22 protein-coding genes are annotated in these 22,080 nt (G+C 61.0%); all 22 read right to left on the minus strand.

Annotation, left to right across the window (positions count from 1 at the left end):
* Nucleotides 1-40 precede the first annotated feature (40 nt).
* Nucleotides 41-1,390 (minus strand): flagellar biosynthesis protein FlhF, encoded by a 1,350-nt coding sequence (gene flhF / locus AACY42_RS14795; protein WP_339480338.1) that lies wholly within the window; start codon nt 1,388-1,390, stop codon nt 41-43.
* Between the two features lie 11 nt (nt 1,391-1,401).
* Nucleotides 1,402-3,531: a flagellar biosynthesis protein FlhA gene (gene flhA / locus AACY42_RS14800; RefSeq protein ID WP_339480340.1), complete on the minus strand. Its 2,130-nt coding sequence runs from the start codon at nt 3,529-3,531 to the stop codon at nt 1,402-1,404.
* Between the two features lie 230 nt (nt 3,532-3,761).
* Nucleotides 3,762-4,898: a flagellar biosynthesis protein FlhB gene (gene flhB / locus AACY42_RS14805; RefSeq protein WP_339480342.1), complete on the minus strand. Its 1,137-nt coding sequence runs from the start codon at nt 4,896-4,898 to the stop codon at nt 3,762-3,764.
* 3 nt (nt 4,899-4,901) lie between these two features.
* Nucleotides 4,902-5,684, minus strand: coding sequence for a flagellar biosynthetic protein FliR (gene fliR, locus AACY42_RS14810; RefSeq protein WP_339480344.1), 783 nt, complete (start codon nt 5,682-5,684; stop codon nt 4,902-4,904).
* 4 nt (nt 5,685-5,688) lie between these two features.
* Nucleotides 5,689-5,958: a flagellar biosynthesis protein FliQ gene (fliQ, locus tag AACY42_RS14815; protein WP_075118572.1), complete on the minus strand. Its 270-nt coding sequence runs from the start codon at nt 5,956-5,958 to the stop codon at nt 5,689-5,691.
* Nucleotides 5,959-5,981: 23 nt separating this feature from the next.
* On the minus strand, nt 5,982-6,731 hold the full coding sequence (gene fliP, locus AACY42_RS14820) for a flagellar type III secretion system pore protein FliP (RefSeq protein WP_003199111.1): 750 nt from the start codon (nt 6,729-6,731) through the stop codon (nt 5,982-5,984).
* Nucleotides 6,731-7,141 (minus strand): flagellar biosynthetic protein FliO, encoded by a 411-nt coding sequence (fliO, locus tag AACY42_RS14825; RefSeq protein ID WP_339480349.1) that lies wholly within the window; start codon nt 7,139-7,141, stop codon nt 6,731-6,733. The genes fliP and fliO overlap by 1 nt, the downstream gene beginning before the upstream one ends.
* A gap of 27 nt (nt 7,142-7,168) precedes the next feature.
* Nucleotides 7,169-7,627 (minus strand): flagellar motor switch protein FliN, encoded by a 459-nt coding sequence (fliN, locus tag AACY42_RS14830; protein WP_339480352.1) that lies wholly within the window; start codon nt 7,625-7,627, stop codon nt 7,169-7,171.
* Nucleotides 7,628-7,699: 72 nt separating this feature from the next.
* The gene (gene fliM / locus AACY42_RS14835; protein WP_003184019.1) at nt 7,700-8,668 is read right to left on the minus strand and encodes a flagellar motor switch protein FliM; all 969 of its coding nucleotides are present in this window, start codon (nt 8,666-8,668) and stop codon (nt 7,700-7,702) included.
* Nucleotides 8,669-8,677: 9 nt separating this feature from the next.
* A complete protein-coding gene (gene fliL, locus AACY42_RS14840) occupies nt 8,678-9,181 on the minus strand; it encodes a flagellar basal body-associated protein FliL (protein WP_339480353.1) in 504 nt (167 codons plus the stop codon).
* A gap of 234 nt (nt 9,182-9,415) precedes the next feature.
* A complete protein-coding gene (locus AACY42_RS14845; protein WP_339480354.1) occupies nt 9,416-10,780 on the minus strand; it encodes a flagellar hook-length control protein FliK in 1,365 nt (454 codons plus the stop codon).
* 88 nt (nt 10,781-10,868) lie between these two features.
* The gene (locus tag AACY42_RS14850; protein WP_339480356.1) at nt 10,869-11,213 is read right to left on the minus strand and encodes an Hpt domain-containing protein; all 345 of its coding nucleotides are present in this window, start codon (nt 11,211-11,213) and stop codon (nt 10,869-10,871) included.
* Between the two features lie 31 nt (nt 11,214-11,244).
* Complete coding sequence (locus AACY42_RS14855; protein ID WP_339480359.1) at nt 11,245-12,951, minus strand: fused response regulator/phosphatase; 1,707 nt, start codon at nt 12,949-12,951, stop codon at nt 11,245-11,247.
* A gap of 5 nt (nt 12,952-12,956) precedes the next feature.
* The gene (locus AACY42_RS14860) at nt 12,957-13,262 is read right to left on the minus strand and encodes an STAS domain-containing protein (protein ID WP_339480361.1); all 306 of its coding nucleotides are present in this window, start codon (nt 13,260-13,262) and stop codon (nt 12,957-12,959) included.
* Between the two features lie 102 nt (nt 13,263-13,364).
* Nucleotides 13,365-13,814 (minus strand): flagellar export protein FliJ, encoded by a 450-nt coding sequence (gene fliJ, locus AACY42_RS14865; RefSeq protein ID WP_339480362.1) that lies wholly within the window; start codon nt 13,812-13,814, stop codon nt 13,365-13,367.
* A 6-nt stretch (nt 13,815-13,820) separates the two neighbouring features.
* Nucleotides 13,821-15,179, minus strand: a complete 1,359-nt coding sequence (gene fliI / locus AACY42_RS14870) for a flagellar protein export ATPase FliI (protein ID WP_339480363.1) — start codon at nt 15,177-15,179, stop codon at nt 13,821-13,823.
* The gene (fliH, locus tag AACY42_RS14875; protein WP_339480365.1) at nt 15,169-16,026 is read right to left on the minus strand and encodes a flagellar assembly protein FliH; all 858 of its coding nucleotides are present in this window, start codon (nt 16,024-16,026) and stop codon (nt 15,169-15,171) included. Before fliH ends, fliI begins: the two co-directional genes overlap by 11 nt.
* A gap of 7 nt (nt 16,027-16,033) precedes the next feature.
* A complete protein-coding gene (gene fliG, locus AACY42_RS14880) occupies nt 16,034-17,053 on the minus strand; it encodes a flagellar motor switch protein FliG (protein ID WP_003199086.1) in 1,020 nt (339 codons plus the stop codon).
* Nucleotides 17,046-18,830, minus strand: a complete 1,785-nt coding sequence (fliF, locus tag AACY42_RS14885; protein ID WP_339480367.1) for a flagellar basal-body MS-ring/collar protein FliF — start codon at nt 18,828-18,830, stop codon at nt 17,046-17,048. The genes fliG and fliF overlap by 8 nt, the downstream gene beginning before the upstream one ends.
* A 15-nt stretch (nt 18,831-18,845) precedes the next feature.
* A complete protein-coding gene (fliE, locus tag AACY42_RS14890) occupies nt 18,846-19,172 on the minus strand; it encodes a flagellar hook-basal body complex protein FliE (protein ID WP_339480369.1) in 327 nt (108 codons plus the stop codon).
* Nucleotides 19,173-19,388: 216 nt separating this feature from the next.
* On the minus strand, nt 19,389-20,783 hold the full coding sequence (locus AACY42_RS14895; protein WP_339480370.1) for a sigma-54-dependent transcriptional regulator: 1,395 nt from the start codon (nt 20,781-20,783) through the stop codon (nt 19,389-19,391).
* Nucleotides 20,784-20,788: 5 nt separating this feature from the next.
* Nucleotides 20,789-21,997: a sensor histidine kinase gene (locus tag AACY42_RS14900; RefSeq protein ID WP_445261745.1), complete on the minus strand. Its 1,209-nt coding sequence runs from the start codon at nt 21,995-21,997 to the stop codon at nt 20,789-20,791.
* Nucleotides 21,998-22,080: the final 83 nt, after the last annotated feature.

Below are 22,080 nucleotides of genomic sequence, written 5' to 3' on the forward strand. Positions count from 1 at the left end.
CAGACCATCGATGTAGGTACAAAAAATATTCATGATTACCTCAGCCGACCTGCTTGGTCGGGCTGTGGTAGATATCAGCGAACATATCAGCCATGGCTTCTTCGCTGGGTTCTTCCTGCATTTGCACACTCACGGCACGACTGACCAGTTGATGACGGCGCGGCAGATGCAAATCATCCGGGATCCGCGGCCCGTCGGTCAGGTAGGCCACCGGTAGTTCATGACCGATCGCCAGGCTCAACACCTCGCCCAGGCTTGCCGTTTCGTCCAGTTTAGTCAGGATGCAGCCGGCCAGCCCGCAGCGTTTGTAGCTGTGGTATGCGGCGGTTAGAACCTGTTTTTGGCTGGTGGTTGCCAACACGAGATAATTTTTTGACTTGATGCCTCGTCCGGCCAGACTTTCGAGCTGCATGCGCAGGGCCGGATCGCTGGCTTGCAGGCCTGCGGTATCGATCAGCACGACGCGTTTGCGCAGCAGCGGCTCCAACGCCTGGGCCAGGGACTGGCCCGGATCCACATGGGTCACGGACACATTGAGGATCCGGCCGAGGGTCTTGAGTTGCTCCTGGGCACCGATGCGAAAACTGTCCATGCTCACCAGGGCAATGCTCTGGGCGCCGTACTTGAGTACATAACGGGCGGCGAGCTTGGCCAGGGTGGTGGTCTTGCCCATGCCGGCAGGACCGACCATGGCAATCACCCCGCCTTCTTCCAGCGGCTCGACTTCCGGGGTCGCGATCATCCGCGCCAGGTGCGCCAGCAACATGCGCCAGGCCTGGCGTGGTTCTTCGATACCATTGATCAACGCCAGCAGGTCCCGGGACAATGGGCCGGACAGGCCGATGCGTTGCAGACGACGCCACAGGTTGGCCTGGGCTGGACGGCTGCCTTGCAGCTGGTTCCAGGCCAGGGAGCCGAGCTGGACTTCCATCAGCTCGCGCAGGCTGTTGAGTTCAAAGCGCATCGAGTCCAGGGCGCGCGGATCGACACCCCGGGCAGGCGCCGCGGGCGCCGGCTCAGGACGACGCGGTTCGGCGTGGGCCTGCTCGATCAGCGGTTCGGCAGCGGTCAACGGCAGGCCGGCCGTCAGCGGCTGACCGGCGAACAATTGACGATTGATACCTGCCCCGCCCTCGCCTTCGCTGCTGCGCAGGCTCAGTTCGGCCTGGGCGCTGGCGATGCGCGATTGGGTCTTGCGCAGCTCGTCTTCGAGCTCCATGTTCGGAACCCGTGGAGCCAGCGCCGACAATTTGTAATCCAGAGCCGCCGTCAGCTCGACACCGCCAGCGATCCGGCGATTACCGATGATGGCCGCTTCAGCGCCCAGCTCGTCACGAACCAGCTTCATGGCCTGACGCATATCGGCGGCGAAAAAACGCTTCACTTGCATAAACCACTACCTCAGCCGTTGGGCCCTACTGTCGCAACGATGGTCACTTGCTTGTTGTCCGGTATTTCCTGGTACGCCAGCACATGCAGCCCCGGGACCGCGAGGCGGCCGAATCGCGAGAGCATCGCGCGAATCGGACCGGCCACCAGCAGGATCACCGGCTGGCCTTGCATCTCTTGCCGCTGGGCTGCTTCGATCAGCGAACGCTGCAGCTTCTCGGCCATGCTTGGCTCCAGCAGAACACCCTCTTCCGAGCCTTGTCCTGCCTTCTGCAGACTATTGAGCAATATCTGTTCCAACCTTGGTTCCAAGGTGATCACAGGCAGCTCAGACTCAGTACCTACAATACTTTGGACGATTGCGCGGGACACCCCGACCCGAACCGCAGCCACCAGGGCGGCGGTATCTTGACTCTTGGAGGCGTTGTTGGCGATAGCCTCGGCAATACTGCGTATATCGCGCACGGGCACCTGTTCGGCCAACAGCGCCTGCAGCACCTTGAGCAACTGCGACAACGAAACCACACCCGGCACCAGCTCTTCAGCCAGCTTCGGCGAGCCTTTGGCCAGCACTTGCAGGAGTTGCTGGACTTCTTCGTGGCCGATCAGCTCGCTGGAGTGCTTGTACAGGATCTGGTTCAAGTGGGTCGCCACCACCGTACTGGCGTCCACCACGGTGTAGCCGAGGGACTGCGCCTGGGCCCGCTGGCTGACTTCGATCCACACCGCTTCCAGGCCGAAAGCCGGATCCTTGGCGGTGATGCCGTTGAGGCTGCCGTAGACCTGTCCGGGGTTGATCGCCAATTCGCGGTCGGGATAGATCTCGGCTTCGGCCAGGATCACCCCCATCAAGGTCAGGCGATAGGCGCTCGGCGCTAGGTCGAGGTTGTCGCGGATATGCACAGTAGGCATCAGAAAGCCCAGGTCTTGGGAGAGCTTCTTGCGCACCCCCTTGATCCGCGCCAGCAACTGACCACCCTGGTTGCGGTCGACCAATGGAATCAGGCGATAACCGACTTCCAGGCCGATCATGTCGATTGGTGTCACGTCATCCCAGCCCAGCTCCTTGGTTTCCATGGCGCGGGCCGGCGACGGCAGCAGTTCCTGCTGGCGCTTGACCTCTTGCAGGGCCTGGACTTTCTGCACGTTCTGTTTTTTCCAGAACAGGTAGGCGCCGCCAGCCGCCAGAGCAGCCATGCTCAGGAAGGAAAAGTGCGGCATGCCCGGCACCAGGCCCATCACCGCCATCAGACCGGCGGCAACCGCCAGGGCCTTGGGCGAGGCGAACATTTGCCGGCCGATCTGCTTGCCCATGTCTTCGGAACCCGAAGCACGGGTCACCATGATCGCCGCAGCTGTAGATAACAACAGTGATGGCAATTGCGCCACCAAACCGTCACCGATGGTCAACAAGGCGTAGACCTTGCCGGCGCCGCCGAACGTCATGTTGTGCTGGAAGATGCCGACAGCCATGCCACCGATCAGGTTGATGAACAGAATCAGCAAACCGGCGATGGCGTCACCGCGTACGAACTTGCTGGCACCGTCCATGGAACCGTAGAACTCGGCTTCCTGGGCCACTTCCTGACGACGCAGCTTGGCCTGGCTCTGGTCGATCAGCCCAGCGTTGAGGTCGGCGTCGATCGCCATTTGTTTGCCGGGCATCGCGTCGAGGGTAAAGCGCGCACTCACCTCGGAAATCCGCCCGGCGCCCTTGGTCACCACGACGAAGTTGATGATCATCAAGATGGCGAAGACCACGATGCCGACCACGTAGTTGCCGCCGATCACCACCTCACCGAAGGCTTGGATCACCTTACCGGCAGCCTCGTGGCCCTCATGACCATGGATCATCACAACGCGGGTGGACGCCACGTTCAGCGCCAGACGCATGAGCGTCGCCACCAGCAAAATGGTCGGGAACACCCCGAAGTCCAGTGGTCGCAGGGCGTAGACACACACCAGCAGCACGACGATCGACAAGGCGATGTTAAACGTGAAGAACACGTCCAGCAGGAACGGCGGCACCGGCAGCATCATCATGGCGAGCATGACCAGCAGCAACAGCGGCACGCCCACATTACCTCGGCTGAGGTCTGCTACGTTGTTGCGTGCGGTGCTGAATAACTGAGAGCGATCCACCAATATTCCCCGTTCCTGTGAAGCAAACTTTTGACGCCCGGAGGGGGCGCAGACGGGGTATTGCAAGAAGCCTTCCAACTTTTGCCAACGGCTGAAATAGAAGGGTCGAGGCGACTTTAACCCTGTGGGAGCGAGCCTGCTCGCGATAGCGGTTTGTCAGTCGACACCTGTATCGACCGGGTCACCGCATTCGCAAGCAGGCTCGCCCCCACAGGTACTTCATCCGGCATTCAGGAATCACGCCGCAAATCCGGCGGGATCGGCAGATCCTTGAGCGGTTCGGGGCGTTTGCCCTTGCCGGCGCGGTGTTGGCGGATCTGGTAGACGTAGGCCAGCACCTGGGCCACGGCCAGGTACAGGCCTCCGGGGATTTCCTGGTCGAGTTCGGTGGAGTAGTAAATCGATCGCGCCAGTGCTGGGGACTCGAGCAGCATCACCTCATTGGCCACGGCGATCTCACGGATCTTCAGCGCCAGGAAGTCGCTGCCCTTGGCCAACAACACGGGAGCGTTGCCTTTTTCGGGGTCGTACTTGAGGGCGACGGCGTAGTGAGTCGGGTTGGTGATGACCACATCAGCATCAGGGATTGCCGCCATCATCCGCCGCTGAGAGACCTCGCGCTGCAATTGACGAATGCGCTGCTTGACCTCCGGCTTGCCCTCCGCGTCCTTGTGCTCGTCGCGCACTTCCTGCTTGGTCATCAGCAGTTTCTGCTTGCTTTGATACAGCTGGATCGGCACGTCGATGGCGGCGATCAGGATCAGGCCGCAAGCCATCCACAACGCACTCCAACCGACCAATTGCACGCTATGGATAATGGCTTGCTCGAGGGGCTCATGGGCGATGCGCAGCAGGTCGTCGATGTCGGCTTGTAAGACCGTTAACGCGACGAAGAGAATCAGCAAGAATTTCCCAAGAGCCTTGAGCAACTCCATCAAGGCATTCGTGGAAAACATCCGCTTAAGGCCGCTGGCCGGGTTCATCCGGCTGAATTTCGGCGCCAGGCTCTTCCCGGCGAACAACCAGCCCCCCAAAGAAATAGGGCCAATGATGGCGGCCAGCAGGAGGCAAATCAGCACCGGCTGTACCGCCAGAATCGCGATTTTGCCTGAATGCAGCAAATACAGACCCATCGCGCCCGGACTGAGCAGCACCTCACGGGGCAGGGAGAAGTTAAGGCGCATGATTTCCAGCAGGTCCAGGGCCAACCCGCCACCATAAATCAACAACCCGCCCGCCCCGGCCAGCATCACCGCCAGCGTGTTGAGCTCCTTGGATCGGGCAATCTCACCCTTCTCCCGAGATTCGCGCAGACGCTTTTCCGTGGGGTCTTCTGTCTTGTCCTGACCACTCTCGCTCTCGGCCATGGTTCAGCGTGCCTGTGCCATGTCGCGTAAAAGCTGCAAGGCCTGGGTGGCCAGCGGCTGATACTGATTGAGGATATCCCCCAGGCTGACCCAGAAAATCACCATGCCCAGCACGAGGGTCAGCGGGAAGCCAATGGAAAAAATATTCAGTTGCGGCGCCGCACGGGTCATCACACCAAACGCGATGTTGACCACCAGCAACGCAGTGATCGCCGGCAATACCAGCACCATCGCCGCGCCCAGGACCCAGCCGAGCTTGCCGGCAATTTCCCAGAAATGATTGACCAGCAACGCACTGCCCACCGGCAGGGTGGTAAAGCTCTCGGTCAAGACCTCGAACACCACCAGATGCCCATTCATGGCGAGGAACAACAGGGTCACCAGCATCGTCAGGAACTGACCGATCACTGCCGTCGTCACGCCATTGGCAGGGTCGACCATGGACGCGAAGGCCATGCCCATCTGGATGGAAATGATTTGTCCCGCTACCACGAACGCCTGGAAAAACAACTGCAGCGAAAAGCCCATCAAGGCACCGATGAGAATCTGCTCGGCGATCAACATCAGGGCGCTGAGATCCAAGGCATTGACCGGCGGCATCGGTGGCAATCCGGGCGCGATCACCACCGTGATCGCCAGCGCGAAATACAAGCGCACGCGCCGGGGCACCAGGGTCGTGCCGAAGACCGGCATACTCATCAGCACCGCGGTGACGCGAAACAGTGGCAGGATGAACGATGCCACCCAGGAACTGATCTGGGTGTCCGTCAGCGCGAGCATCGACATGAGGTCAGCCGATCAACTGCGGAATACTGCCGTACAACTGCAGGATGTATTCCATGAAGGTTTGTACCAGCCAGGGACCGGCGACGATCAGCGTTACCAGCATCACCAGTAGGCGCGGCAAGAAGCTCAAGGTCTGCTCGTTGATCTGGGTCGCGGCCTGGAACATTGCCACCAGCAACCCCACCAGCAGGCTCGGGACCACCAGGATCGCGACCATCATGGTCGTCAGCCAGAGCGCTTCACGGAACAGGTCTACCGCTACTTCAGGCGTCATATCGTCCTACCTGCACAAAAGGCCTAAACACCACCGAAACTGCCCGCCAGGGTACCGATGATCAGCGCCCAGCCATCCACCAGCACAAACAGCATGATCTTGAACGGCAGGGAAATGATCAGCGGCGAGAGCATCATCATGCCCATGGCCATCAGGATACTGGCGACCACCAGGTCAATGATCAGGAACGGGATGAAAATCATGAAGCCGATCTGGAAAGCGGTCTTGAGCTCGGACGTCACGAACGCCGGCACCAGGATGGTCAGCGGCGCCTGATCGGCACTGGGGATATCGGTGCGCTTGGACAGGCGCATGAACAGCTCCAGGTCGCTGCTGCGGGTCTGGGCCAGCATGAAATCCTTGATCGGCACTTCAGCCTTGGCCACGGCATCCTGGGCGGTGATTTTTTCTGCCAGGTAAGGTTGCAGCGCATCCTGGTTCACCCGGTCGAACACTGGCGCCATGATGAACATGGTCAGGAACAGCGCCATGCCGGTGAGGATCTGGTTCGAGGGCGTCTGTTGCAGGCCCAGGGCCTGGCGCAGGATCGAAAAGACAATGATGATCCGAGTGAAGCTGGTCATCAGCATGACGAACGCCGGGATGAAACTCAGCGCGGTCATGATCAGCAGGATCTGCAGGCTGACCGAGTATTCCTGGGCCCCTTCGGCGTTGGTTCCGAGGGTGATCGCCGGGATCGACAGCGGATCGGCGGCGAACGCCAACGGTGCGGCCAGCATCAGGGCCAATGCCAACAGAATGCGCAACGGCATTACTTTTTATCCTTCTGATCTTTCCCCAGCAACTCCATGAGGCGCTGGGCAAATTCGGGGCTGGCCTGCTCGGCGGAGGGCACCTGCACCGGCTCCTTGAGGACGTGCAAGGCGGTAATAGTGCCCGGGCTCAGGCCCAGCAGGATCTGCTCGCTGCCAACCTGCACCAGCACCAACCGGTCTCGCGGCCCGAGCGCGCGGGAACCGACGATGTCGATGACCTGCCCCTTGCCAGTCGGCCCCGCCTGCTGCACGCGCCGCAACAGCCAGGCGAGAAAGAAAATCAAGCCCAGCACCAGCAGCAAGCCGAGCAGCAATTGAGCCAATTGCCCAGCAATACCACTGCCCGCAGCCGGCGCGGCGGCGGCCGTGGCAACCGGTTCGGCCGCCAGCACACTCAATGGCAGCATCGCGGCTGCTGCGAAGAAACCTCTCACTCAGCGCAACTTCTTGATGCGTTCGCTCGGGCTGATCACGTCCGTCAGGCGAATGCCAAACTTCTCGTTGACCACCACCACCTCTCCATGGGCGATCAAGGTGCCGTTGACCAGCACGTCGAGCGGCTCGCCGGCCAGCCGGTCCAGCTCGATCACCGAGCCCTGATTGAGCTGCAGCAGGTTGCGGATGTTGATGTCGGTGCTGCCCACTTCCATGGAGATCGACACTGGGATGTCAAGGATCACATCCAGGTTCGGGCCATCGAGCGTCACCGGCTCATGACTCTTCGGCACGCTGCCAAATTCTTCCATCTGCAGGCGGCTGGACGCATGGGCGTCAGTGTCGGCAGCCAGCAAAGCGTCGATGTCGGCTTGCCCCGCATCGCCGGTTTCTTCCAGGGCTGCAGCCCACTCATCAGCCAGCGCCTGGTCATCCTGGGTATTCATATCGTCAGCCATCATTTGTCCTCGGCGGGCAAAAATTCAGTTAGGAGCAAAAATCCGTTACAAACTTAAGGGGTTCGACACCGCTCAGCGGCGTTCGATCGGCTCGATCACCTGCAACGCCAGGTTGCCTTTGTGAGAGCCCATCTTGACCTTGAAGGCCGGCACGCCATTGGCGCGCATGATCATGTCTTCCGGCATCTCGACGGGGATGATGTCCCCCGGCTGCATGTGCAGGATGTCCCGCAGACGCAGTTGACGCCGAGCAACTGTCGCGCCGATCGGTACGTCGACATCCAGCACGTCCTGGCGCAAAGCGTTGATCCAGCGCTCGTCCTGGTCGTCGAGGTCTGACTGGAAACCGGCGTCGAGCATTTCGCGCACCGGCTCGATCATCGAGTACGGCATGGTCACGTGCAGGTCACCGCCACCACCATCGAGTTCGATGTGGAAAGTCGAGACCACGATGGCTTCGCTCGGACCGACGATGTTGGCCATGGCCGGGTTCACTTCCGAGTTGATGTACTCGAAGTTCACTTCCATGATCGCCTGCCAGGCTTCCTTCAAGTCGACGAAGGCCTGCTCCAGCACCATCCGCACTACCCGCAGCTCGGTCGGGGTGAATTCACGACCTTCGATCTTGGCGTGACGACCGTCGCCACCGAAGAAGTTGTCCACCAGCTTGAACACCAACTTGGCATCAAGAATGAACAACGCGGTGCCGCGCAACGGCTTGATCTTCACCAGGTTGAGGCTGGTGGGCACGTACAGCGAGTGCACGTACTCACCAAACTTCATCACCTGCACGCCACCAACGGCCACATCGGCCGAGCGGCGCAACATGTTGAACATGCTGATGCGGGTGTAGCGGGCGAAACGTTCGTTGATCATTTCCAGGGTCGGCATGCGTCCGCGAACGATGCGATCTTGGCTGGTCAGGTCGTAGCTTTTGACGCTGCCCGGTTCAGCAGCGTTTTCGGTCTGCACCAGACCGTCGTCGACACCATGCAACAGCGCATCGATTTCGTCCTGGGACAGCAGGTCCTGCACGGCCATGTCGTGTTCCTACTGCAATACGAAGTTAGTGAAGAGCAACTGTTCGATCACCACTTTGCCGAGCTCTTTCTGAGCCACTTCCTGCACGCTGGCCGTGGCTTTTTGACGCAGCATTTCCTGGCCGACCGGAGTGGCCAGGGTGTCGAAACTCTGTCCGGAAAACAGCATCACCAGGTTATTGCGGATCAGGGGCATATGTGCCCGCAGCGCCTCCAGGTCAGCCTGGTTGCGACCCAACAGGGTAATGCTCACCTGCATGTAGCGTTGACGACCGTTCTGGGTGTAGTTGGCCACGAAGGCTGGCGCCATCGGTTCGAAAATCGCCGGTTGCTTGCCCACTGGCGCGGCTTCGGCCGCGACTGCCGGCTTGCTTTGAGCGCCGTGCATGAAATACCAGGTCGCGCCCACGGACACACCGACCGCCAGGAGAAAACCCACCACGATCATGATGATCAGCTTGAGTTTGCCTTTGGTTGCAGGGTCTTTTACAGCTGCTGCTTCACTCTTCGCCATGCCAATAATCCGTCACTAATCGGGGTTTTCACTGTTGCACGGCAAGGCTGGAGCAAGTGTTATGCCAGAAGTGTCGGTACTAAGGATGATGGGCAGATGCGATCTCCAATCCCCCATAAAACCAATGTGGGAGCGAGCTTGCTCGCGATAGCGGTGGATCAATCCCAGCAAATGGTGACTGACAAACCGCTATCGCGAGCAAGCTCGCTCCCACAGGGGGAAAACGTCGCTGGATCAGGCGTAGTAGTCGACCGCGCTGGTGCCGATGACGCTGGTGGTACTGGCCGTCACTTCCGCGAGGCTGGCCGGCGAGCTTTCATCCACCGAGTCCACTCGCCCACCAGACGACGTGGTGCGCCCGGCCTGAGCTTGTTGTTGGGCCTGCTGCTCCTGATTCTGCGAACCACGGGATTGATCGGATACGCTGACGTCGACCTGGCCCATGCCCTGCTGGGCGAAACCGTCCCGCAAGCGATGCAACTGGCCTTCGAGGGCTTCGCGAACGCCGGAGTGGGCACTCATGAACGTGACCTGCGTCTGCTGGTCCGGAACCATGCTCACCCGGATATCCAGGCGTCCGAGTTCGGCGGGTTGCAACTGGATGTCGGCCGCCTTCAGATTGACGCTAGACAGGTACATCACCCGGTTGACCACCTCTTCGGTCCAACCGCTCTGATTCATCGCGATAGGTTGGTTGACCGGCACCGCGTTGGCGGTCTTGGGCGTGGCGGCTTGGGTCAGTGCAGCCAGGCGATTGGCGAAATCGTCCACGCGCGTGTCACTGGAGGCAGCACCCAGATCCTTGAGACCTTCGCTGATCAAGCCACCGAATGCCTTGTCACCACCCTGGCTGCCGGACTCGGTACTGTTCTGATCGGCTTGCACGCTGAGCATGCTCGCCATGCCGGCGGCAAAGGTCTGCGCCGAAGTCGGTTCACCGTCGGGCGACGCCGGGGCAGCACTCTTGGGCTGGGCTTGGCTGGTGGCGGAAACATGACCGCCCTGCTCCATCGCCAAGCGCAACGCTGGCAATGCGTCGAGTGGGTCAGTTTGAGGGTCAAAGGCCGGATCGTCCACCGGGGCCGCAGCCTGGGCCGGCGTCGCCAGCGATGCAACGGGGGCCGCCAACGCAGTGGCTGGCGGAGCCTCAGTCGCGACCACAGGCGCAGGCTCCGACGCGGCTATCGCGATCGGCGCCGCCGTCATGTCCGGCAGCAGCCCTGGATCAAGACTCGGATCGACAGGTGCAGCCTCCGCCACAGTCGTTTCCGCCGGGTCGTCACTGGCAGCCTTGTCGTCGGCGCTGGCCGGTTTGTTCGCGGGCAAGGGTTTGCCGCTATCGGCAACCGCCGGCTCCGGGGCGGCAGGGGTTTCGTTGCCTGCGTCTTTTTTGACGGTGTTGTCGGCGGTCTTGTCGCGCACCGATTTCACCGTTGGCTCAGGGGCTGCCGACGTTTTGGCAGGCGCCTGCCTGGCGAAGACTTGAGCGAAGCTGGAGGCTCTATCCCCGAAATCCGGGGCCGCTGCCGGTGAATTGACGGCGACCTGGGGCTTGGCCTGGGCAGAGGCCTGAAGCAGTGTATTGGGGGTAACGGGCATAAAAAGGTCTCCGCTGCACTGGAATCATAGGTACAGTCGAGACTAGGCAATGCAAGGCACGGGCCAACGTCTACCCAGCCGTCAAATCTCAGCAGTGGAAGCCTTCACGCTCTTCCCTGCAAAGCTTGCGAACATGGGCAAATTCGCAGTCGATTTCGCTGACCAGTTGCTCAATACCGCCCAATGACGGTTGCTTGGCACGCTGCTCCAGTTCGCCGCACAGTTCGGCCAGGCGGATGGCGCCCATGTTGCTGCTGCTGCCCTTGAAGCTGTGGGCCGTGGCGCTCAGTTTTTCAGCGTCCCGTGCCTCATGCAGCACGCGCAGGCGAGCCTCGGAGTCGTTGAGAAACGTATCCAGCAACTCCAGATACCCCTCTTCCATGACTTCCTTCAACGTGCTGAGCACGTCGCGGTCCAGATGAATCTCGTTCACTTGTTCGCTCCCTGATCAAGAATGGCCCCGATTATGCCGGAGCCTCCCAGAAAAACTCCACACGCGCACTACGACCATCGTCTGACCAACTGGCTTGGTGGCTCAACTGGCGTACCAGGCTCACGCCGCGCCCCGACAACCGATCAGCGTCCACAGGACGCGCCAGCACCCTGGCGACATCAAAGCCCTCACCACTGTCCTCGACCTCTATGGCCAAGCGACCACCCTCGCCGCTTGGCGAGACATGCAAGTGAACCCGCACGTAGCCGTCGCTCAGCTCATCCAGGCGCGCATTGCGCGCCCTGTAATAGCGGGCAAAACCCGCCGCGTCACGCTTGAGGCTGGAGTCGAGCCCCAGCACCCCATGATCCAGGGCATTGGAATACAGCTCCGACATGACGCTGTAAAGGGCGCCACTCTGCGTCCTGAGCCCATGGACCTCAAGCAGCAATTGCAGCAAGTAGGGCATCGGGTTGAAGCGCTTGAGCGTTTGTGCCCGGAACTCGAAACTCACCGACCAATCCAGCGGGCTGGACTGGCCGCTATCGGAATAGACCGGTGGCGGCGGGTTGAGTTGCGTCGGTGCGACCAGTCGCAACTCGACCATGCTGAAGTCATCCCGCGACTCACCACGAAAATCTCGCAGGGCCTGCTGGATATCTTCAAACAATAGGTCAGGTTCAAGGTTGGCGGCGAACACCTGTTGCAACCGCTCCACACCGAACAGTTGCTCGTCTTCGTCGGCGGTATCGATCACGCCATCGGACAACAGGAACACCCGATCACCCAACGACATGGCATGCACTTCGGTGCGGTCATCGAATAATTGAGGAGTGAGCACGCCCAACGGCAAGTGCCGCGCCAGCAATGGCGTACGCACGCCACTGAGGCTGTCATGCAGGTATCCATCGGGCATGCCGCCGTTCCAGATCTCTACCGTGCAGCGCTGGAAGCTCAGGCATAACAACGTCGCGCAACAGAACATGTCCACGGGCAGGATGCGTTTGAGCTTGGCATTCATCTCTCGCAGGATTTGCGCCAGGCCATAGCCCTTGGCGGTCATCCCGTAGAACACTTCTGCCAGCGGCATCGCGCCGACCGCCGCCGGCAAACCGTGGCCGGTGAAATCCCCCAGCAGGACGTGCATGTCGCCGGCCGGATTGAACGCGGCCAACAGCAGGTCACCGTTGAACAAGGCATAAGGCGATTGAAAGTAACGGATGTTCGGCGAGCTCAGACAGCCGGAGTGGGCGATCTTGTCGAACACAGCCTTGGCGACCCGTTGCTCGTTGAGCAAGTAGTCATGGTGCCGGGCAATCTGGTCGCGCTGCTCCACCACCGTGGCCTGCAACCGACGCAAGCGGTCCATGGCCTTGATCTTGGCCGCCAGGATCACTTGGTTGTAGGGTTTGGCCAGGAAATCGTCACCGCCCGCCTCCACGCAACGGGCCAAGGCTTCGCCTTCAGTCAACGAGGTGAGGAAAATGATCGGGACCAACTGGTCCCCGGCCAACTGCTTGATTTTCTGCGCGGCTTCGAAGCCGTCCATCACCGGCATCATTGCGTCCATCAGCACCAGGTGCGGACGCTGCTCCAGATAGACCTCGACCGCTTCAGCGCCATCGGCCGCAGTGAGCACATGATGCCCCTGGCGACGGACGATGGTCGACAACAGCAGTCGATCAGCGGCACTGTCTTCGGCAATCAGGACCGTCAGCGACTCCGACGACGATTGCATGGCGATCAACTGATGTCGAACAGCTTGTCGAAATTGGAGATCGCGAGGATTTTCTTGACGTCATTGTTGCTGTTGATGACCCGGATATCTGACGCGTCGCCACCGGCATGGTCCCGCAACAGCAGGAGCATGCCCAAGGCGGAACTATCGAGATAAGTGGCGTCTTTCAAATCCACCACGATGGAGTCAGGTTTCTTGCTGAGCTGTTCATAGGAGTGGCGAAACTCCTGATGCCGTCCGAAATCAAATCGACCTTTGATCGAGATCGTCAGCTTATGCCCATCGGGGGATAGTTCGGTAACAACTGACATGCTCGGCTTCCTTGTCATGGACATACGTGTACAAGGTGTAGCATCTGGTAAAGGTCTGAGCAAGGGTTTGCCTCATTCATCCGAAAAAATCCAGGCTTCACATTAATAGGGATTCTGACGTGGCAGGCGTTGGGACAATTCATCGAGCAGTTTCTGTTCGCGCCTGTCTTCCAGTTGCCGTGCCTCATCAATATAACGCTGCACCAGTTTGCGCAGCCCTTCGACCCGGGCAAATGCCTCTTGCCAGCTCTGGCGGGCCTTCTCCAGGTTGTTCTGGTGCCAGACCAGGCTCTGGCGCTGCTGGTCGATAGCGGTACCCAACTGCGCGAGAAATCCCTGGTAACCCAACAACCACTGCCCGGAAACCCCGTGGGCACCACGGGCAATCCACTGCTCCTGGTATTCGAGCCGAAAGTTTTCGAGATCGGCCAGTTTACTTTCGGCGACTTTGACCTGGCCCTGGAAATACGCCAGTCGCTGGACGGCAGTCTTCTCGGCCTTTTCGGCCATCTCCACCACTGGCGCCAGGCGTGCCGCACGACTCGTGGCCATGGCCAGTTACGTGCCTGAGACCGGGGCGAAAAGCGTCTGCAAGTGCGCTTCACTGGCCCCCATGCCGATATTGTCGTTCAGGCTCTGGCGCAGGTAAACGGCCATGGCCGGGTAAAGACTGATGGCAGTGTCGGTCTCGCGGTCACCGCCGGGAACATAGGCGCCGACGCTGATCAGGTCGCGACTTTGCTGGTAGCGCGACCAGTACTGCTTGAACTGCTGGGCGCGCTTCATGTGTTCGGCACTGATCACCGACGGCATGACCCGACTGATGGACGCCTCGATGTCGATGGCTGGGTAATGCCCTTCTTCGGCCAAGCGTCTGGACAGCACGATGTGGCCGTCGAGTACGCCCCGGGCCGAGTCGGCGATGGGGTCCTGTTGGTCGTCGCCTTCGGACAGCACGGTATAGAACGCGGTGATCGAACCACCGCCCTTTTCCGCATTGCCGGCGCGCTCCACCAGTTTCGGCAGCTTGGCGAATACCGAAGGCGGATAACCCTTGGTGGCCGGCGGCTCGCCGATGGCCAGGGCGATTTCCCGCTGGGCCTGGGCGAAACGGGTCAGCGAATCCATAAGCAACAGGACGTTCTTGCCCTTGTCGCGGAAGTATTCGGCAATGCGTGTGCAGTACATGGCTGCCCGCAGGCGCATCAATGGCGCATCGTCCGCTGGCGAAGCCACCACCACCGAACGCTTGAGCCCTTCCTCGCCGAGAATGTGCTCGATGAACTCCTTCACCTCACGACCCCGCTCGCCGATCAATCCCACCACGATGATGTCGGCTTCGGTGAAGCGGGTCATCATGCCCAGCAGCACACTCTTGCCCACCCCGGTACCGGCAAACAGGCCCAGGCGCTGGCCGCGTCCGACCGTCAATAAACCGTTGATGCAGCGGATACCCACGTCCAGCGGTACGCTGATGGGGTCGCGCTTGAGGGGGTTGATCGTCGGCCCGTCCATCGGCACCCAGTCTTCAGCCTTCATGCCGCCTTTGCCGTCCAGGGCGCGTCCGGCCCCGTCCAACACCCGCCCGAGCATGCTCATACCCATGGGCAGGCGGCCGTTGTCGGCCAGGGGCACCACGCGCGCACCCGGGGCGATGCCAGCGACGCTGCCCACTGGCATCAAGAAGACCTTGCTGCCGGAGAAGCCCATCACTTCGGCTTCGACTTGCACCGGGTGATAGCTGTCGTCGTTGATCACCATGCAGCGGCTGCCCATGGCGGCACGTAGGCCCTCGGCTTCGAGGGTCAGGCCGACCATGCGCAGCAGGCGGCCTTCCAAGATCGGTTGGCCGGCCAGCTCGCTGGCCTCGGCGTAGCTGCCCAGGCGCTTGCCGAAACTGGTTCGCTCAAGGCGCATCGCGGCTGTCCAGTGCAGAAGCGTCCAATTCAGGCATCTGCAACCCAGCATTCAACCCCGCATCGGCCGGCGCTGCATCAGCAGCCACCAGGGGCTCGTCCGGCAACTCCAGGCTCAGGTCGGGAGCGGCCGGGTGCAGGGCCTGTTCGTGCAACTGGTCGAACAATTTGGCCATGATCTGGCTGATGCGGGTTTCAACGGTTGCGTCGATGCGGCTGTGTTCGGTTTCCACACGGCAGCCGCCAGGCAGCAGCGAAGCGTCCTCGACGATGCGCCAGGTTTCTTCATGGCGTTCGCGCAGGGCTTTGACCAGCTCGAAGTCCTGGGGATTGATGTACAGCCGCACGTTACCCACGCCCAATGGCAACAACTTGAGCGCTTCGCGCATGACGTGTTCGATCTGAGTCGAATCGATGGCCAGTTCGCGCTGGATCACTTGCCGGGCAATGTGTTGCACCAGCCCCACCAGGGCTTTCTCGATCTGGGTGTCCTGCTCGGCAATAGGGTCGAACAGGTTGAGCATCAGCGATTCCAATGCACGGAGCTTGGCCGTCAGCGCCACGTCGGCTTCCTGGCGGACCTTGAGCGTGGTGCTGTGGAAGCCTTCCTTCTCACCCACGGCAAAGCCTTCGTTGTAGGCTTCCTGGCGAATGCTCTCGACTTCCTCGAGGGTCAGTGGCTGGACTTCTTCCAGCGGCACTTCCTCCGGCTCCGGCAACTCTTCCACCGGTTCCGGCTCAGGCTCGGGAACATGGGGGTCGAAGCTGGGCAGCGACCAGACGTCGAAACCACCGACGTCCCGGGCGCGGATCAGGTCGCTGGGTGCTTCATCACTCTTGGCAGACATAACGACCTTAAATCATCTCTTCGCCGCCCTTGCCACCGAGAACGATCTCCCCGGCTTCGGCCATGCGGCGGGCGATGGTGAGGATTTCCTTCTGTGCGGTTTCCACGTCGCTGACGCGTACCGGGCCCTTGGCCTCGAGATCGTCGCGCAACAGTTCGGCCGCCCGTTTGGACATGTTCTTGAAGATCTTTTCCTTGACGCCTTCGTCCGACCCCTTGAGCGCCAGCACCAGTACGTCGGACGACACTTCGCGCAACAGCGCCTGGATGCCACGATCGTCGACATCGGACAGGTTGTTGAACACGAACATGAGGTCTTCGATCTGACCGGACAGGTCTTCGTCGAACTCGCGGATCGAGTCCATCAACTGACCTTCGATCGAACTGTCGAGGAAGTTCATGATGTCCGCCGCGCGCTTGATGCCACCCAAGGTGGTGCGCGAGGCATTGGAGTTGCCCGAGAACTGTTTCTCGAGAATCTGGTTCAATTCTTTCAGGGCCGCCGGCTGCACGGTGTTGAGTGACGACACCCGCAGGATGATGTCCAGGCGCACCTTATGGTCGAAGTTGCCCAGCACTTCACCGGCCTGGTCCGGGTCGAGGTAAGCCACCACGATCGCCTGGATCTGCGGGTGCTCGTAACGGATCACGTCGGCAACCGCCCGCGGCTCCATCCACTTGAGGCTGTCCAGGCCGCTGGTGTTGCCGCCCAACAGGATCCGGTCGATCAGGCCGTTGGCCTTGTCCTCACCCAGTGCCTGGGTGAGCATCTTGCGCACATAGTCGTCGGAACCGACGCCCAGGCTGGTCTGATCGCCGACGATGTCGACGAACTCACTCATCACCTGCTCGACCTGCTCACGGTGCACGTTGCCCATTTGTGCCATGGCCACGCCCACACGCTGGACCTCTTTGGGGCCCATGTGGCGCAGCACCTGGGCAGCGTCGGTCGAACCCAGGGACAGCAGCAGGATCGCGGCTTTGTCGACCCGGGACAATTTGGCAACAGCGGCTCGATTATCACTCATCTGCGTTAATCCACTCTTTCACGACCTGGGCCACACGACCCGGATCTTCTGCCACCAGACTCTTGATGGCGTTCAACTGAGCGTCATAGCCTTCGCTCGGGCTTGGCAGCAGAATGCTCTGCGGCCCGCCGAGGCTGACGCGATCGTTGGCCAATTCGCCATCCAGGCCGCCCATGCCTCCCAACTCGACATCACCAAAACCTGCCAACTGCTTGCTCTTTCCGCCGCCAGTGATGTTGTTGAGCACCGGACGCAGCACGCCAAACACCAGTACCAGGATGAACAGCACACCCAATACTTGCTTGACCACATCCCAGAACCAGGGTTGCGAATAAAACGGAATATCGGCGACCACTTCACCGCGTTCCTGGGAGAACGGTACGTTGATCACGCTGACGCTGTCGCCGCGGCTGGCGTCGAAACCGACAGCGTCCTGCACCAGGCGAGTAAAACGCGCCAATTCGTCGGCAGTCCATGGCGCACGACTGGTTTCGCCGTTGGCCGGGTTGATCTTGACCTGATCGTCCACCACCACGGCGACCGACAGCCGATTCAAACGACCCTGCTGCTGCTTGGTGTGGCTGATGGAACGGTCAAGCTCGAAGTTCTTGGTCGACTGTTGACGCTTGTCGGCCGGGTACGGCGCCAGCATCGGCTGGCCGGTGGCCGGGTCCATGATCTGCTGGCCATTTGCATCGATCAGCGGCTGGCCTGGCTGCACCATGCCGGCCGCCGCCGCGGCGCCCCCGGTTGTTTGCGGCGCGCTGGCTGGCGACGGCGGCTGGTTGCTCAGGGCACCTGGTACGCCTTGCGGGCCATTGCTGGCGGTACGTTGTTCGTTGACCGACTGCTCGCTGCGTAGCGCCGGTTGGTCGGGGTTGAACTGCTCGGAAGTGGACTCGACGGCACTGAAGTCGACATCGGCAGACACTTCGGCCTTATAGCGATCGTTACCCAGGATCGGTTGCAGGATGTTGTGCACCCGCTGGGTCAGCATGCCTTCCATGCGACGGCTGTAATCGAATTGCTTGCCGGCCATGGTCAGTTCAGAGTTTTCCGCCAGATCGGACAACAGGTTGCCCTTCTGGTCGACCACCGTGATCTGCGATTTGCTCAGCTCAGGTACGCTGGTCGCCACCAGATTGACGATGGCAACGACCTGGCCTGGCTCCAGGGAGCGGCCCGAATACAACTCGACCAATACCGAAGCGCTAGGCTTGCGCTCATCACGGACGAACACCGAGCTTTTCGGAATCGCCAGGTGCACGCGGGCGCCCTTGACGTTGTTCAGACTGGAAATGGTCCGCGCCAGCTCACCTTCCAGGCCGCGACGATAACGGGTCGCTTCCATGAACTGGCTGGTACCCAGGCCTTGGTCCTTGTCGAGGATCTCGAAACCGATGTTGCCATCGGTAGGCGTCACGCCAGCCGCAGCAAGCTTGAGGCGCGCACGGGCAACGTCATCGGCCTTGACCAACAACGCCCCGGAGCTGGGTTCGACGGTGTAAGAAATGTCGGCGGAAGCCAGGGTTTCCATGACTTGCTTGGCGTCCATGCCCGCCAGGCTGCCATACAATGGACGGTAGTCCGGTTGCTGGGACCACAGCACCACGGCAAAACCAATCGCCACGCTGGCCGCCAGGCCGACCAACAGGCCTACCTGACGCAGCATGGTCATCTCGGAGAGATTTTCCAGGAAGGACAGACCGAACAACGGCGGTTTGCCGTCTACCGGAGTGGCCTTGGCCGGAACGTTATCAACGGCTGCTTCTGCCATGACTCAATAATTTCCTTAAACCGGCATCTGCATGATGTCTTGGTAGGCTTGAACCAGTTTGTTACGAACCTGGGTCAACGCCTGAAACGAGACACTGGCTTTCTGCGAGGAGATCATTACGTCCGTCAGGTCGACGCCACTTTTGCCAATCTCGAAAGCACTGGCCAACTGGTTCGACGCCTGCTGGGTATCGTTTACTTTATTGACGGCCTGACCGAGCATGTCGGAAAAGCTGCTGCCACCCACTTGGGGGACCGCGACCGATTTAGGCTGGGCCATGGCGTCCATTTGCATGGCCCGCATGTCCAACATCAACCGATTAAATTCAACACCTTGGCTCATGGTCTACTCTCTCTGGCGGCCCGCATTTTTTTGACACTTACGCAGCGGGTATTCGGGTATTAGCAACAAGGGTGCCAGCTCCATGGTCGCAGGAAACAAATGCATGTGGGAGCAGGTCTGCTCGCGAAGGCGGTGGTTCAGTCAATGCAACGGTGACTGACAAATTGCTTTCGCGAGCAAGCCCGCCCCCGCAAGAGAATATTCGGCGAATACTACTCAACTGGCGAACAGGCAAGCCTCGACGTCCATGCCAGCGTCGCGCATTTGCGCCAGCTTGTAGCGCAGGGTCCGGGGGCTGATCCCCAGGCGTTCTGCCGCCTCCTTGCGACGACCGCGTTCGGCACGCAGGGTGTCGATGATCATCTGGAACTCGCGACGACGCAGGTCATCTCCCAAGGCGCCGACCGACTCGCCCTCCACTTCCACCGGGGGCGCAAAGGCCGCTGCGGGTACCGGCGACAGTGCAGGTAATGGCGCGCAGGCCACAGGGCCCGCCAGGCAGAAATCCTCCGGCTGGATCAAGCCGCCCTGCTGCAGGATCAAGGCCCGCTGGATGGCGTTATCGAGCTCTCGGACATTGCCCGGCCACGGGTAGGCGATCAGGCAGGCCCGGGCGTCGGCTGAAAGCCGGGCAGCCGCATGCTTCATTTTATTGACGTGCTTGTTCAGCAGACGCTCGGCCAACGGCAGGATGTCGGCAGTGCGCTCGCGCAACGGACACCAGGCCAGCGGGAAGACCGACAGGCGATAATAGAGATCCTCACGAAAGCGTCCCGCCGCCACTTCGCCGGCCAGGTCGCGGTTGGTGGTTGCCACCACGCGGATGTCCAGGCTAATGGGCTTGCGCGCACCGACCCGCTCCACTTCCCGCTCCTGCAATACCCGCAGCAACTTGGCCTGCAAGCCCATCGGCATTTCGGAAATCTCATCGAGCAGGATCGTGCCGCCGTCGGCCTGCTCGAACTTACCGGCCTGGGCCGCGATGGCCCCCGTGAACGAGCCTTTTTCGTGACCGAACAGTGTCGCCTCGAGCATGTTGTCGGGAATCGCCGCGCAATTGATGGCAATGAACGGCTCGCTGGCACGCCGGGATTGTTGATGGATATAGCGCGCCAGCACTTCCTTACCCGTCCCCGACTCGCCGGAAATCAACACGGTTGAATCGCTGCGTGCCACCCGCGCGGCCAATTCCAGCAGTTGCGCACTGGCCGGCTCGATGGCCACCGGGCCTTCGCCCTCGACCGCGAGACTGCCCAAGGCATGACGCGCGACCAGGTCCAGCAGCGCCTTTGGCTCGAACGGCTTGACCAGGTAATCCGCTGCGCCCTGGCGCATGGCATCCACCGCTCGCTCGACGGCGCCGTGAGCGGTCATCAACAGCACCGGCAGTTGCGGCTGACGGGCGCGCAACAGGCCGAGCAATTGATGGCCGTCCATGCCCGGCATATTGACGTCACTGACCACCAGGCTGAATGCTTCGCGGCCCACCGCCAGCAGCGCTTCCTCCGCCGAGCCGACGTCAGTGTAGTCGTGCCCGGCCAGCATCAGCGTATCGGCCAGCGCCTCGCGCAGGGCCCGATCATCCTCAACCAGTAACACCTTGATCGCCATTGCTTTCACTCCACCCCCGGCGCATTGGAAAACAGCGGCAAGCACACCGTCGCACAGGTGCCACGGCCCAGCCGCGAGCGCAGTTGCAATTCTCCCTGATGGGCACGCGCCACAGCCTTGACCACGGTCAGACCCAAGCCGGTGCCAGTGATCTTGGTGGTGAAAAATGGCTCGCCCAAGCGCGCCAGCACGACCGGTTCGATACCACTGCCGTTGTCGCTGACACACAGGCGCAAGGTGTTCTCGCGTGTATATAAGTGCACTTTCAGCCGGACGTCGCCGCCGCTGGCCTGGATCGCGTTTTCGATGAGGTTCAACACCGCCCCCACCAAAGTGTCGCGGTTACACAACACTTCACCTACATGGCTGTCGCACTGCCAGCGGATCGGCAGTGCCTGTACATGAGTCAATGCCGCGGCCTGCAGTGATTGCAGCAATGCCTTGGGGGTGACACGGTCGGTCAACGGCAGCTCGCCGCGAGCAAATACCAGCATGTCGCGCACCTGGTGCTCCAGTTCGTGCAAACGCTCTTTCAAGCGTCCGGCGAACCGCTGCTGGGTTTCCATCGGCAATTGCTGTTCAGTCAGATGACTGGCATAGAGCAGCGCGGCAGAAAGCGGCGTACGAATCTGATGGGCCAACGACGCCACCATCCGCCCCAGGGAAGACAGGCGCTCATGGCGAGCCAGTTGGTCTTGCAGGTGACGGGTTTCAGTCAAGTCATTGAGCAGCACCAACTGCCCCGGCTCGGCATCCAGCGAGCGCGTCGAGATGGACAGGCGCCGGCCATCCTTGAGGGACACCTCATGACCATCGTCTTCACGAGGCGAAAAACAGCGGGCGATGACATGCCGCCACAGCTCGCCTTCCAACGGCAGGCCGAGCAACTCGCAAGCCGCCGGGTTGGCTTCGCGCACACGGCCGTGGGCGTCGATGACGATAACGCCACCGGGCAACAGGTCGAGGAGATTTTGCAGACGGTTAGCCAGGCGTTCCTTTTCCGCCAGCTCCTGCATGCGCTGGGCGCTGACCACGGCCAGCTCACCCTTGAGCTCGGTGACCCGAGCTTCGAGCAGGCTGTAGGAATCAGTCAGTTGATTGGACATCTGGTTGAACAGCGAAAATGCCTGCTCAAGTCCAAGCCGACTTGCCTGCTCGGCGGACGGCATGTGTCCCGGCTCGGGGACAGGCGACATCTGGGCGACTTGGGTCATCGTGCTCTCTCGCTTGGCTGACCGTCAGTTAAACGGAACGTTGCGAGGGCTATAGCAATACCCGTGCCGAAAAAAAACCGCCT

The sequence above is a fragment of the Pseudomonas sp. RL_5y_Pfl2_73 genome, from assembly GCF_963970515.1.
Taxonomy (GTDB): Bacteria; Pseudomonadota; Gammaproteobacteria; order Pseudomonadales; family Pseudomonadaceae; genus Aquipseudomonas.